This is a genomic window from Furfurilactobacillus milii (assembly GCF_009864005.1).
In the GTDB taxonomy this organism is placed as follows: Bacteria; Bacillota; Bacilli; order Lactobacillales; family Lactobacillaceae; genus Furfurilactobacillus; species Furfurilactobacillus rossiae_B.
This window is the reverse complement of sequence record NZ_WEZQ01000011.1, coordinates 67,872-82,729: the sequence shown is the minus strand read 5'-3', so window position 1 is coordinate 82,729 and position 14,858 is coordinate 67,872. Positions and strand designations below refer to the sequence as shown.

General features: G+C 43.1%; 10 protein-coding genes. 5 read left to right on the top strand and 5 right to left on the bottom strand.

Annotated features, from left to right (window positions below; genetic code table 11):
• Window positions 1–54: 54 nt before the first annotated feature.
• On the bottom strand, window positions 55–1,542 hold the full coding sequence (locus GB993_RS06905; protein WP_161003647.1) for a DUF4097 family beta strand repeat-containing protein: 1,488 nt from the start codon (window positions 1,540–1,542) through the stop codon (window positions 55–57).
• A complete protein-coding gene (locus tag GB993_RS06900) occupies window positions 1,529–1,885 on the bottom strand; it encodes a PadR family transcriptional regulator (protein WP_161001906.1) in 357 nt (118 codons plus the stop codon). The genes GB993_RS06905 and GB993_RS06900 overlap by 14 nt, the downstream gene beginning before the upstream one ends.
• 506 nt (window positions 1,886–2,391) lie before the next feature.
• Between GB993_RS06900 and GB993_RS06895 the strand changes: the two genes are divergently transcribed.
• The 4 genes from GB993_RS06895 (at window position 2,392) to addA (ending at window position 11,259) form a co-directional block, all read left to right on the top strand.
• Entirely contained in the window at window positions 2,392–2,955 is a 564-nt protein-coding gene (locus GB993_RS06895; protein ID WP_238331621.1) for a helix-turn-helix domain-containing protein, read from the top strand.
• An 18-nt stretch (window positions 2,956–2,973) separates the two neighbouring features.
• Window positions 2,974–3,180 (top strand): DUF3923 family protein, encoded by a 207-nt coding sequence (locus tag GB993_RS06890; RefSeq protein ID WP_161003646.1) that lies wholly within the window; start codon window positions 2,974–2,976, stop codon window positions 3,178–3,180.
• A gap of 638 nt (window positions 3,181–3,818) precedes the next feature.
• Entirely contained in the window at window positions 3,819–7,427 is a 3,609-nt protein-coding gene (locus tag GB993_RS13185; RefSeq protein ID WP_161003645.1) for a PD-(D/E)XK nuclease family protein, read from the top strand.
• Complete coding sequence (addA, locus tag GB993_RS06880) at window positions 7,414–11,259, top strand: helicase-exonuclease AddAB subunit AddA (RefSeq protein ID WP_161003644.1); 3,846 nt, start codon at window positions 7,414–7,416, stop codon at window positions 11,257–11,259. Before GB993_RS13185 ends, addA begins: the two co-directional genes overlap by 14 nt.
• A 66-nt stretch (window positions 11,260–11,325) precedes the next feature.
• On the opposite strand, the gene GB993_RS06875 is transcribed toward addA, so the two are convergent.
• Window positions 11,326–11,847 (bottom strand): DUF1836 domain-containing protein, encoded by a 522-nt coding sequence (locus GB993_RS06875; protein WP_161001911.1) that lies wholly within the window; start codon window positions 11,845–11,847, stop codon window positions 11,326–11,328.
• 24 nt (window positions 11,848–11,871) lie between these two features.
• Window positions 11,872–12,732: a DegV family protein gene (locus GB993_RS06870; RefSeq protein ID WP_161003643.1), complete on the bottom strand. Its 861-nt coding sequence runs from the start codon at window positions 12,730–12,732 to the stop codon at window positions 11,872–11,874.
• Window positions 12,733–13,020: 288 nt separating this feature from the next.
• Here GB993_RS06870 and GB993_RS06865 point away from each other — a divergent pair, with 288 nt between their 5' ends.
• Window positions 13,021–13,461: an HIT family protein gene (locus GB993_RS06865; RefSeq protein ID WP_238331620.1), complete on the top strand. Its 441-nt coding sequence runs from the start codon at window positions 13,021–13,023 to the stop codon at window positions 13,459–13,461.
• A 102-nt stretch (window positions 13,462–13,563) separates the two neighbouring features.
• On the opposite strand, the gene GB993_RS06860 is transcribed toward GB993_RS06865, so the two are convergent.
• Window positions 13,564–14,745, bottom strand: a complete 1,182-nt coding sequence (locus GB993_RS06860; RefSeq protein ID WP_161003641.1) for a hypothetical protein — start codon at window positions 14,743–14,745, stop codon at window positions 13,564–13,566.
• Between the last annotated feature and the right edge of the window lie 113 nt (window positions 14,746–14,858).

Below are 14,858 nucleotides of genomic sequence, written 5' to 3'. Positions count from 1 at the left end.
TGTTTTAGGTTACTTTGATTGGATGACATCGAAACAATTAACCAGTTAATAATACTAAGAAACGTGGATCGAACTGGACTTAGTTGCCGCAGTGACATAGAAATGTGGGTGATCGCCGACCGCACCATCTTTGAAGTTAGTCGTATTATGATCGTAGATAGCATTATCGGGACCGGTGATAGAACCACTTTTGGCGTCCAAGTCAAAGTTATACTCGATGCCCTTAGCGAATTCTAGTTTGATTGAACTGGAGTGCGCCGTGGTATCAAGATTGCCAGTGAGATCGCTGAAACTTAGGTTAATTGAACCTGAATTGGCGTTGAACGCACCAGCGCCGATCAAGTCAGTGCCGCGGACAGAACCTGAGTGCGTGTCAACATCGAACTTAGCAACCGTGGTGTCTGCCAAGCGAATTGAACCGCTATGAGCACGAGCACGTAATAGCCCCGCAACAGTGGTTTGCTTAATGCGAACGGAACCAGAGGATGCGTTGACATCCAAATCCTTAAAGTGGGCACCATTAATGCGAATGGAACCACTGTTTGCTTCCAAACGAACCTGGTTCAGAGCACCGGTATGGCTGAAGTTAACGCTGCCTGAGGCACTGTTAATCAGTAAATCACCTGCAAAGGATGCTGGAATGAGTAGTTGAACACGAACCCGCAGTGGTAACAGGTGAGGCCGGGATCCGTTATGAATTGACAGGGTACCATTCTCCAACTTAGTTTGTGCAAGATAGCTGTCATTAGCGCGGTTCATGTATTCCCGGAAGATGATGTGATCATCATCGGGATTGCTTAAAATTCGGACGCTACTGTCAGCATACTTAAAGTCGATTCGCTGAACTTGATCGGCAGAAAATTGTTCTTCGTTGGCAAGGGCTAAACTGTCCACGTAGATTTCAGTATCGACCGGTTCCTGTTCATTAAATTGCTGATCGAAGTTTGAAAATGTGTCGTCATTGGCATGGGGATCGAACTTGTCATTATGTGGTTGCTGCTTTTTTTCCGTAAACGAACCGGCAACTGTTTTGCCGCCGTCCGTGTGAATACCACGATTGTCGATTACAAGATTACCCATCCGAATACCGTCGTTTGTGACAGTAAACGTACCGTTGTTGATGTTGATGCCATCGCTATCAATATTTACCGCTTTCCCACCGTTAACTTTAATACCATTGTCGTCGATGCTGAGCACTTTGCCACCATCGATAATTACCTTGCCATCAGCAATATCGATGTGGTGACCGTGACTGTAGGTATGCTCATGTGACGTTTGTTTGGCATCGTCGGAATGAGTATCTTGATCAGTGGCATTTTTTTCGGCGTTAATTTCATCCACTAAATCGTCGAGATTGCCTAATCCTTCAAAGGCTCTGTTGACGGCGTCCGTGATGGTGGCGCCTTTTTTTTCATTGTCGTGGGCGGCCTCACTCAGATCAGCGGCCAACTCCTCACGTAATTCATGCATTTCTTCCGTGTCAGGATAAGCCTTAAACGTTTCATCCAAACGTCGGTTAACCATCGTATCAATTGTGTCCATTGTCATCAATCCTCCCAGTAATCAGGTCATCAATAATCTTTTTGGCAAACGCCCAGTCTGCGACGTTTTTGGCGAGTAGGCGGGTACCTTGTTCGGTTAGTTTATAGTATTTTCGGCGGCCACCCTGAGTCTCGTCGCCCCAATAGCTTTCGATATCACCATTGCGTTCCATGCGGCGAAATGCAGTGTATAAAGTGGCTTCGTTTAATTCATATGCATCGTGGCTCAGTTCGCGGACGGCCTTAGCAATTTCATAACCGTAACTGTCGCCCTGGCTAAGAATATTAAGAATGATGGTCGTCGTGTGTCCCCGAATGATATCTTTAGAAATTTCGGGTTTCATGAATGCACCTCCAGTAGTTGTTCGTTTGATTGAGTATAATTTATCACCAATTACTGTGTGTGTCAAAGTATTGTTTAAAGTTTTCTGTTCAAGTTTCAAATGCAGCCGCCTAGTTAATGCGCTTGCGGTTGTCAACAGTGATACCGAGAGCCATGGGACCGGTTCAAGCCTGCAAACCACAGTCTTTCACCTCGCCACACAGCCTCGTGAGAAACCGAGTCTCTGCGACCGTCCGTGTTGTAAATCCGAAAGGACCATTCGAATTAACAACACCTTCATGGCTCGGTATCACTGTTGACGGCCCTGTCGCTGAGATAGTGGACAATTTCTTTGAAATACCAGATACTCGTAGATTAAAAAATTTGGTGCAATTCTATTCACATCAATGCTAATGTATAACTTAGCAATTATGATTTTATTCTGGTCTACAAACACTGTGTTAATGCGGATGCAAGCGTTCCTTGCTCGTCAATGAAGCAAGCTACTGGTACTTTTTAGGAGTGAAGATGATGCAAACAAAAGGTGAAATTCTTTCGGCCAATTTAAAGAGGGCACGTAATCAATTACGGCTCACACAGTCTGAGGCCGCTAAACAACTAAATGTTTCACGTCAGGCTATTTCTAACTGGGAGACAGGGCGCAATCTGCCGGATGTTTTATTGTTGCAACAAGCGGCAGTCGTCTATCAAACGTCTGTTGACGCATTGATGAATGTTTCCGCAGTGACAACGATATCGGCTAAGTTCTCAAAAGTCTTGATCGTAATCGCGGAAACCATCTTGGTAACTAGTCGGATGACACAGTTATCCACAATTGCTGGTCTAAGAATGATGGATGGGTTGATTGTGGTTGTGGCAATGTTGCTATTTATATTCAAGATTAGAAGAACGCAACTTGTTTCTGCAACGATACTGATAGGTGTGCTAAACCTTGTTGCCGCGCGGCAGTCGCAGATCGACTTAAATTTTGGCATGCGATTTGCTTGTTTTGCAGCAGGCATTTTGCTGCTGTTACAAGCTATTATTGATTTGACTAGGAGGATCACTGAGAACCATCATTTTCAACATTGATGTTCGGGGCGGTTAGCGATGAAACGATTGTGGTGGTTGGTGACTATTAGTTGGAGTTTTCTGCTTGGATGCTCAGTGGCAATCGTCATGACACGTACGGTGGATGGGGCAGGTGTGACACAAACGCCTGCGTTGCGAATTATTTCACTGGTAATCTTAGGAATAGTTGTTATTTTCGTTTGTGCCTGTCAATTGATTTGGTGGCTAATTATGCGCCGGCATTGAGACCTTAATTTAAATCAGCACAAAAAGCCGCCCATCAATTAAGATGGACGGTTTCTCTGTCATCCGGTCATCGCAAACATCTCATGACGCTGTTGCCAAGTTGATCTTTGCTCACGGATTACTGCCGGTCACACACCGGCTGTTTAATTGTGCGACCCCGCGGGAGTCACTTATATTGGTGGCGGATTCTAGGTTGCCGCCTGCCTGTTATCAGCTGATGAACAACTTCATCCAACTGACCCTGTGGTTCTTAGGAAGGAATCTTTCTAAGGCCAACGCTTTTTTCGTGGTCATGATTCACTCACTGGCCATTCGTCTAAGCATCTAATTGTAATGGGATGTTCGCTCCCTGGACGATGTTTATCAGAACAACACCATTTCACGGTGAAGTGACTTCATGATGTCTAACACCAACCATTCAGACGCGTAGTCCAAACTGTGTTCTAAACTCATTAAAGGCCAACTTCCTTCCTCACTTAGAAGTATAGCAAACGTTTAATGAAAGCGCTACCATTATTTACCGTTTTCGATATTAAAATTTAAATCGAACAAATGTTTGTACATCTATTTCACCGAGAATCAGATTCGGGTAAAATGGACACAACAAGTTAGTTCCGCAGAAGAAAGGGGCAGAAAACGTGTCGTTAAACTTTATTTTGGGTCAGGCCAAATTTGATCATCGCCAGGAAATGATTGAGCAAATGCGTGCCTCCATGGCTGAGCATCCAAAAGATCAGTACTTCGTTTTGGTTCCTAACCACATTAAGTTCAATGCTGAGGTTGGTGTTTTAAATGCACTGAAAGAAGCCACGGATAAGACGGGCCAGTCACTCTATGCGAATGGGCAAATTCAAGTATTTTCGTTTACTCGATTAGCTTGGTACTTCATGAAAAATACGCCGACTTACCAACTACCGCGTTTATCAAACGCTGGGTTAAGTATGCTGATTTATCATATTATTGCGCTACACCAGACTGAATTGACCGTTTTTGCCGGTGAACTTAACCAAACCGGTTTTATTAATCAGTTGGTTCGCCAGTTTTCCGAGTTAAAGGTCGGTCAGGTTAGTGCGGCGGATTTGCAACATATCGCAGGTTCTTTGGAAACTAGCGAACAGGCAGATCTAGGCGGCAAACTCCATGATTTGGCAATTGTATACGAGGCATATACAGAGACTTTAAGCGGAAATTACGTTGATAATGCTGATCTAGTAAACCAGTTAACTGACTATTTGGCGCAAGGCAATGAACTTAAACATGCCCATATTTATTTAGACGGATACGCTACTTTTTCTGCACAGGAACAACAATTAGTCACCGTAATGATGAAACAGGCTGCTTCGGTTACCGTTTCGCTGGTTATGCAGCGTGCTCCGAAACAAACGCCAGAATTGGGTGACCTATTTTATGAGCCGTCATTAACGTATTTGAAACTAGTTCAGTTAGCTCGTGAAAACCAGGTTCAGATTAAGCTAGATACGACTGCTAAGAAATTGCGGGTAAGCACTGAATTAGCAAAATTAGACGATTATTGGGTCGCCAGTGTTCCCGCCAAACGGCTGCCGGTTGAGCAACTTTCAGCACAAACAAATTTGCGTGTGTTCACTGCTGAAACACGTCTGGACGAGCTCAATCAAGTTGCCCGCCAAATTCGAACGATGGTTGCCCAACAGCCTGAACGGTATCATTATCGTGACTTTTTAGTGTTGAGCCGACATTTAGCACCGTATGAAAACTTTGTTGGTCCAGTGTTTGATCAGATGGAAATTCCTTATTTCGATGATTCAGACAAGCCAATGGACAAACACCCACTGATTGAATTAATCAGTGCTTTATTTGACGTACGCGCCCATTATTACCGTTATCAAGATGTGATGCGGTTGTTAAAAACGGAGCTGTTAATCCCTAGTACATCAGGGCAGCCAATGTCAGTCAAAGATTTTCGACAAGCGTTGTCGCTAACGGAAAATTGGGTATTGAAAACCGGTATTGAAGGCTCTCGTTGGGTTGAAAAAGAAGATTGGACGTATTGGCGTTTACAACATGTCGATGATGAGACCCTCACGGAAGCAGACGTTGAGGTTCAACGTCAAATAAACGTTATTCATCATTTCATTGGGGCCGTTTTGCCACCATTTTTCAAGCAATTAGATAAGGCCACTAATGGCACCGAGGCAGCCAAGATTTTGTATCAGTTTTTAGCTGATAATGGGGTGATTGATTGCCTGAATTCCTGGCGGGTAACGGCCACCGATAACGGAGACTTAGATCGCGCAAGCCGCAATGAGCAGGCATGGAATACATTTACCGGCATTTTGGACGAGTATGTCAGTCTCTTAGGCGAGGCTGCTGATTTTGATATCGATGAATTTGCTGCGTTGCTGTTGAATGGATTCGAAGGCACCAATTATACTCAAATTCCGGCAACCTTAGACCAGGTGACTATTTCAGAAACGGGAATTGTCCAACTAAATGATTATCAGGTTGTTTTCTTAATCGGGGCTACTGATGATGTTATGCCAGATCAGGTCGCTGAAAGTAGTATTTTAACCGATGGTGATCGAGACCGATTAGCCCCTAAACTCGCGGATAATCAATTTTTAACGTTAAGCGCGGGTACGCGAATGACATTTGATCCATATATTAACTACATGGGATTTCTGACAGGATGCCAGCAGCTGATCTTATCGTATCCGCAAGGGGGGACTGACGAGAACGGTCTTCAACCATCACGCTACGTCACGAGCATTGTGAACCACTTTCAGTTGCCTGTTGTTACTTACACCGCCACTCCAAATGTGGCAACGCAACAAGCTAGTGCACTGCAACCGTTTATTGGCTCGCCACGATTTGCACTGACTAATTTGATTAAGGTTAGCTATCAGGCCAAAGAGACCCAGTTACCTTTGCCAAAGCCATGGGTGTTCGTGTACCGCTGGTTACGATTGTCCTCCGTTAAAACGTTAACGGATCAATTATTAGCGGGAATAGATTACCGAAATACGCCACAACCGCTACGACCTGATATTGTACAAGGACTTTATGGTGATCAGTTAAATACTTCCATTTCACAGCTTGAGACATTCTATAGAAATCAGTATGAGTACTTTCTTAAGTTTGGGCTACGTTTAAATGAACGAGATGAATTCGAATTATCTGCCGCTAGCACTGGGGAGTATTTCCATATGGCGCTAGATCAGCTGATGAAGTTGGTAGTCAGTCGTCAACTGGATTTAAGCCAGCTGAGTGAATCTGCCATCAACGATCTCGTAAGTGAAGTGATGCCATCGGTCAATGATCAACCGCAGTTTGCCATTCTAAACAGTTCTCACCGAATGGGATATATTCGCAATCAATTAATTGAAACCATCAAACGGATGGCGACGATTATCGGGCAACAACAGCAAATTACGCCGATGCGAACGTTAGCTACGGAAGTATTGTTCGGCCATGTTGGGGCGGATTCAGGAATGCCAGCCTTGTCGTTCAAACTGCACGGGGATCGTCACATTAACGTGCGTGGAAAAATAGACCGAGTTGATGGGATGAATGTTGGCAGTAAAGAATACTTGAGTGTTGTGGATTATAAATCTGGCCGACGTACATTTGATTTTGAGCAAGCTTACTATGGGCTATCAATGCAGATGCTGACGTACCTTGATGCTCTTCGCCAAGATGCCGATTCAGTGAGCCCTAGTCAGTTAAACTCACTAGCAGGAGCATTATACCTACACATTCAAAGTGCAGGCATTTCGCTAAATAAACTGGGTAAGGGTAAACGTTTGGACCTAAATGACTTGGCCTCAATCAGTGACGCCTTGCTATCAGCCCACAAGTACCAAGGTGTGCTGGTTGCTGATCCTGTCATTTTGACAAACTTAGATCAGGACATTGCAGATGGCGGTCACTCAAAAGTTTATCCATTGGCTCTAAAAAAAGATAAAACGTTGTCCGCGACGGCTAAGACAGTCATTACTGCTGAACAACTGAATGATTTATTGTCATACGAGGAACAACTCATTGTTAACGCAGGCAATCAGATTTTTGCCGGATCAGATAAGCTCAATCCGTTCCAAAATGCCCGCAAACAGACAGGGTTGCAGTATTCACCATACACTGCGGTTATGCGCTTTGACGCAATGCTACCTGAAAATCGCTATCACGTGTTGGATAAATTAACGCCCGCAGATGTGCTTCATCGCATTGATCCAAAGCAACAGGAGGCTGATAAAGATGGCAACAACTAAGTTAAATTTCACACCGGCTCAGGATGCCGCCATCCATCATGCCGGCCACAATGTTTTAGTTTCAGCTTCAGCTGGTTCTGGGAAAACTCGGGTATTAGTCGAACGTGTAATTACCAAATTGTTGGATGAGAGCAATGATACAGACATCACTAATTTACTGGTGGTGACGTTTACTAATGCAGCAGCTAAAGAAATGCGCGACCGTATTCAAACCACATTAAGGCGTGAAATAAATAAAAATGACGGCGAAGATGCCGACAGTAACAAACGTCGCCGTCAGTTGTTGCATCAGTTAAATCTGCTTGGCAGCGCAGATATTAGTACTTTGGATGCATTTTGTTTGCGACTGGTTCAGAAATACTATTATGTCATTAAACTTGATCCGGTTTTTCGTCAGCTGGCCGATGAAACGGAAGCCCAGTTACTAAAAGAAGATGTTTGGGGCGATTTGCGTGAAACCTTATATGCTAACGATAATAATGGTCGGTTTGCTGAGTTGACCCGCAATTTTTCTAACGATCGTGATGATGAGGGCTTACAAGACCTAGTCTTTAGACTCGCAACGTTCGCCACTGCAAAAGCTAAGCCTGATGCATGGCTAGAGAGTTTAGTCAAGCAGTACAAATTATCCGATGGAAGTCTTTGGGAAAGCGATTTAGCGCGGCAATACATCCAGCCGAATGTGGCCAGTGCAATTCAACAGTGTTTGGCAGATATTCAAACGGCTAATAACATTGTTGCTGGTTTTTCAAGTGACGACTATATTGCCAAGTGGCAGAAGGTCCTAGCGCCCTTAACTGATCAGTTTACAAAGTTGCAAGATGAACTAACGACGACAACCTGGGATTCATTACGCGATGAATTGGCTAGTGTTGATACTGGTCGGGCACCGGGGTTAAGAAAATTAGAAGCCGATGATCAACGTGTTCATGATCAGTTAAAAACGTTACGAGGTGGTTTAAAAAAGCGCCTTGAACAGCTAATTGATCGTTACTTTGTTTTAAACGAAGCTGACATTAAAGAGGTTAACCAGCATGCGAGTGAATTAGTTGCGCAACTTGCTGACGTGGTAATGCAGTTTATGTCAGCCTTTGCAGCTGCCAAACGTCAACGACACTTAGTTGACTTTGGTGACCTAGAACATTTTGCGTATCAAATTTTGCAAGACGACAGTGTCCATCAAGAAATTACGAAAAAGTATCACGAGGTACTCGTTGATGAATACCAAGATATCAATGAGCTGCAAGAATCGATCTTGCAATCAGTAGCCAACCAGACGGCAGGCCATGGAAACATGTTCATGGTGGGCGATATGAAGCAATCAATTTATCGCTTTCGCTTGGCTGATCCAACGTTATTTTTGAAAAAATATAATACGTTTGATACTCATGATCAATTGGTCGAAAAGCCAAATAGCGATGGTGAGCGGATTATACTGGCCGATAATTTTCGTTCGATGAAGAATGTTGATGCCTTTACAAATTTGATTTTTTCACAGTTAATGGACGAATCTCTTGGCGAAATGAATTATGCCGGGGATGCTGAATTGCAATATGGACCAAAGGATTATCCTGAGGAGGATGTTCCAAAAACACAGGTTATGATTTACGAGAGCGGCACTGACGATGAGTCTGCGGACAGTGATGATGACGAAGAGGACGTCACTGACGCTTTGGCCATTAATGATCGTGCAGAAGGTCAAATTGTGATGGTGGCAGCCAAAATCCGTGATATGGTGACCGAAAAGACACAAATTTTTGATCGCCAGCAAGGTACCAATCGAGACATGACGTATGGGGATGTCGCATTACTGGTTCCAACTCGTAACAACAATCTGTTACTTCAAGAGCAATTTGCTAAGCTTGGGGTTCCCCTAGAAGTCCGCGATACTGCGAATTACTTCCAAACAACCGAAATTCAAATTATGATGGCTCTTTTACGAATTATTGATAATCCATACCAAGATATTCCATTAGCAGCTGTTTTGCGTTCTCCGATTGTCGGTTTAAATGAAAATGAATTGGCCTACCTACGCATTCAAAACAAAACAAGTGATTACTACCAAGCCCTGCTGGATTTTGAACAACGTGTTCAATCAGAACCTGATAAGATAGGTGACTTTGGTCAGCGTGTCCATGAACGTTTGCAACGCTTTTTAAAGCAGTTAGATCACTTTAGAGATATCGCTCGTCAAAATCAGTTGGTAACGTTAATCTGGACCATCTATCAAGATACTGGCTTTCTCGATTATGTTGCGGGAATGCCAGGTGGACAACAACGGGCCAGTAACTTACATGCGCTATACGCACGGGCCGCTGATTATGAAAACAGCAGCTTTAAAGGCGTTTTTCAGTTTGTTCACTTCATTACGGAAATGCAAAAACGCGATAAGGATTTGGCTGAGGTTAATACGGCAAGCAATGACAATGCTGTTTCAGTAATGACGATCCACGGTAGCAAAGGCCTGGAATTTCCAGTAGTATTTGTCATGGATGCTTCCCATGGTTTCAATCTATCGGATCAGCGGAGCGCTGTGGTGTTGGACGACCATCTTGGTATTGGAATCACGTGGTACGATCAAAGTCGTCATTTGAAGATTGATACACTGCAAAAAAAATTGGTTGCCAGCGAGTCACTCAAAAAGACCTTATCTGAAGAAATGCGGGTGCTTTACGTTGCTCTTACACGGGCACAACAACGTCTGTTTGTAGTTGGCACGTATAAGGATCAGGATGATTTATTAAAGCATTGGCAAAAAGCAGCTAACAATGCGTCCTTAACGTTAAATACGACATTAAGATCGGAAACTAAGAACTTCATGGATTGGATTGGGATGGCTCTTTTACGATTGCCGTCAGTGGCCAAGCAATTAGGAGTGGATGACTTTGTGATTCCGTTGTCGTCCGAGGCTGTGAACGAAACGCGGGCGGATAGCTTCGAATTGGTCTTAAAAACGAAAGCTGATTTAGAGGCTGCCGGTATTTTACAAGCAGCGGATGACGAACAACAAACCTACTTGGATGAATTACGTGAAACGGCCAAACAAACCAAGTTTGGTGATCTTAACGTTGATGCGTTAGAGCAGGTATTGTCTTTTAGCTATGCAAACGAAGCCGCAACGAAAACGACTGCTTATCAATCTGTCTCAGAATTGAAGCGATTATTTGAAGAACCCGATCAGAATCAGTTTGGTACGCTGGAATTAGACGATCAGGCCAAGGCTCGGTCACGGGTTACTAACAACGAATTAAGAACACCACAGTTTATGCAAACGGTCACGGCGCCGAAACCTACTGAGATTGGAACAGCGACCCATCTAGTTCTGCAGGAAGTAGACTTAAGCGCTGGTCAACCTAGTCCCGAAGACTTGCAGAATCTTGTTAATCAACTGGTTAAAGATCATGTATTGACTGATGCGGTGGCTTTGAAAATCAACTTGTCTCAGATTGAAAGCTTCTTTCACAGTGATTTAGGCAAGCAAGTGATTGAACATGCACATGACGTTCATCGTGAGGCGGCGTTTTCATTACTAATACCTGCTTATCAGTTATATCAGGGAATTCATCGGCCAGAAGATGAGACGAAGGCTGAGCAAGTGCTCATTCACGGAATTATCGACGGTTATTATATCAAGGATGACGAGGTCACGTTATTCGATTACAAGACTGATTATATTGACCCTGCACATCAAGATGAGGGACTTCAAAAGTTGGTCGAGCGTTACCGAGGTCAATTGAACCTTTACGCCGCCGCGCTGACAAACATGACTGGATTACCTGTAACGCACAAAATTCTTTACGCGTTAGATGCCAGTCGACCGATTGAAATATAAATAAAAAACTGATTTTCTTGATGACTTACACGTTAACTGGCGTAAGCACAGAAGAAAATCAGTTTTTTATTGTTGATTAGCATCAATTACACGATGCAGAGCCTTTTTAGCGGAGAGCCAAAATAGAAAGGCTTCCAGTGCGTCATAACGAATAACCTCTGCCGCAGACATTTCTTGCTGTTGCTGTTCGGCCAAACGAAAATGTTTGAAGGAGTCGTTAGCAGCTTCTCGATTAAACAGTGTTATGAAATGATCGTAACTTTTTTGCGGCGATTCATTGTCGATGATGTATTGAAGGGCAACTCTAAGCTCTTCAAGTGAAAAAATGTTTTTTAAGAGACCAACAATGATAGCGCCTGCTAAATGAATCTTATGATAGCTTTTTTTGTCGGGTGCGACTAGAACGTCGGCCTTAAAGTAATTATGCATCATTGTTTTAGTTACTATATCGCCGGTAATAGGGCGTAAATACCCATTTGTAAGTTCAATCAGCTGGTCGAGATGAAGGTCGAATCCAGGCAGGTCTGACCAATGTGGCAGAATCATCAAGTTATTATTTTCGAATGATTGATTCAATGGCTTTGACATATTAATGGGGCGTCCTTTCTGACATTAACCCACCTGTACCGCGATACCAACAAGTCCGGGACCAGTATGAACGCCAAGGGCAGGGGAAATGTTTCCTGTCTCAATATTAAGTGATGGAAAGCGGTTTTGTAAATCCCCTGTTACCTGTTTTAATAGCGGTTCATTGAGACCTTGAGCTACAGCTACCCGTGCGTTTTTGTTAGCAGAGATTTTTTGGAAAGCAAGTTCGACCATTTTTTGGACAGCTTTCTTTTCTGTGCGCGCTTTAGCGATAGCTGTATAAACGCCATCTGAATCACAAGTAATAATTGGTTTAATGTTAAGTGCCGCACCAAAGAATCCGGCAACACGGCCGATTCGTCCACCAGCTCTTAGGTATTTTAATGTTGGAATATAAATGTAGACAGAGCTTTTAGGAACGGAGGCATTGAGCTTATCGATGATTGTGGTAAATGGCAATTGCTGGTCAATGAGCGATTCTGCGTAGCTGGCAAACAGGCCACTACCAACACCAATGTTTTTAGTATCGATAACTACCATTTTCACGTCGTCTTGTGACTCTGCGACTTGTTTGAACAGGCTGTTGGTTACCGAAAGTGCACCAGATATAGTGATTCCGATGACATGAGTAAAGCCGCGGCTTTTTAGTGTTGCGAGGCGATTAATGACATCGCCCATCACAGGGCTGGCAGTTTTAGGAAGCTCTTTAGCAGTGGATTGTAACCGATAAAAGTCATCTGGTTCAATGGTTTCACGGTCGGCGTAAGTTTTGCCATCGATCATTAACTGCATTGGTACAGCGACGATGTTTTGATACTGTGTAAAAATATGTTCAGGCACATCTGAGGCCGAATCTACGAGCAAAGCAATTTTTTCTTCTGTCATCAAGACTTTACCTTCTTAGTCGTATTTAAAACGATATCGATTTCATTAATATAGTATTGAATACTACATTAATGATCGGGCATTGTCCAATTCTGGTTTAATTCATTTAATTTTAATAATTGAATAAGAAATTCGTTTGAGCTCGCCTAGTATTTGAAAATGTGATAATTTACTGATTGAGAAAGTAATTGATGGCATAACTGCGAGTCTCATGGGGAGAGAATCGACATTATATAGAGGGTGGATGAAATGATGCACGATAACTGTGAAATTTGCAGACGAATTCAAATGATTAAGGATGGGACTAATCCCTATTTTGTTGCTGAATTATCAACAGGGTATGTGGTAATTGGCGACAATCAGCACTTTAAGGGATACACCTTGTTTCTATGCAAACAACATGAGACAGAATTGCATTTTTTGCCACGCGATTTTAAAGAGCAATTTTTGCACGAAATGAGTTTGGTAGCGGAGGCTGTTTACGACGCGTTCCATGCCGAAAAAATGAACTATGAGTTATTAGGGAATGGCGATACCCACGTGCATTGGCACCTATTCCCTCGTCGAGAAGGCGATACGACAACACCGGGGCCAGTTTGGTGGTTAGATCGTAACGTTATGTTCAGTGACGACAACCGGCCATCGCCTGAAGAACTTGACGAGATGAGGCACACACTGAAAGCAACACTAACTAAAGTGCTGGCGGCGGATGCTGAAGCGGCAAATTAAATAGAACTCAAATAGCGGCGACATTCACGTGAAGTAATCATGTGAATGTCGCCGCTATTTGAGTTTTATAGAAGATTTGAATAGCGTGTACAGATTGTCTTTCTATAAAAGCTTAAGAAAAATTGAGGCAATGATAACACTTGCAACGGATACGGTTGCAAAACCACCTACTAACATTTTAGGCATCATTTGATCTCGTAGATAGCCTTCGAGCGGTTTGTCTCCTGAGGCAACGCTCCGAGATATCTCTGATGTCAGGATGTAGTCAGCCGGGAAACCGAAAAGAGAAGTTAGCGAACAGGCATAGGCCATTTGCCATGTCATACCAAATGGTTTTGCTAGAAGTCGTGCAGCAAGAAACATGCCTAACAGACCAAGAGCAATTAGCGTGATAATTTGAACGATTATAGTTCCCATTAGGCTTGGTGTGGTTGAGCTTAATTGACCAAAAACGTAGGCTAGCAGACCGTACATGAGCCAACTAAAAACGCCGGCCTTGCCCAAAATATTATTCTCAAGAAAGCCAAGTTGATGGGCGATGACACCAAATATTAAGCAGACGACATTTGCGTTAATAACGTTATGAATCAACATTGCAAATCCCATACTGATGAGTGCGACGATGGCAACCTTTACTAGCAAATATGCTGAGGTGACGTATGCATTGGGCAACTTGATTAACGAGTCTTTTTTCTCTTTACTTTCATCGGATTGCTCGTATTTTGGAGCTAAAGTGGCACGATTTTTGTTAAAAACAATGCTGAGGCGTTTTCCTTCATGTTTTAACATGGCTGCGGTTAATGGGTAGCCGACTACTGAATGGAGAACAAACATGGATACAGGTAGTGCTACTAATGCTGTGATGCCCTGTGATTTCAGGCCGTTACTCATTAACAATGCTGAAACTAAACCGCCTGTTAAAGGCGGGATTGCTGCTACTACTGTATGCCAGTTGAAAAGCCATGTGCCGATTGTTAATGTCAGAATCAGTGTTCCAATGACGCCAAGCAGTGCGATACAAACTGCTTTCCATTGCTGCAATAATTCCTTTAAGCTCATTAGTGTACCAAGGTGAACTAGAAGCAAAGGGATAGCGATGGAGATAAATTGAGGACCAAATGAAGCACTTGCAACGACTGTTTTGGGCAACACTGTCCAAAAACCAATGACAAATAAAATTGCACTAACGAAAACGGACGGAATGTAAGCATGCGAAACAGTTGATACCCACTCGCCGATTAGCATAAAGGCCATGACAATACTAAAAGCAATAATAAAATTCATACACGTCACCTCAAAAAATAAATTAACAATGAGAATACTATTAATTTATTTTTAAGTCAAAATTAATTTAAGAACCCTTACTAAACGGCATTATTTTAATAATAAACTCTATT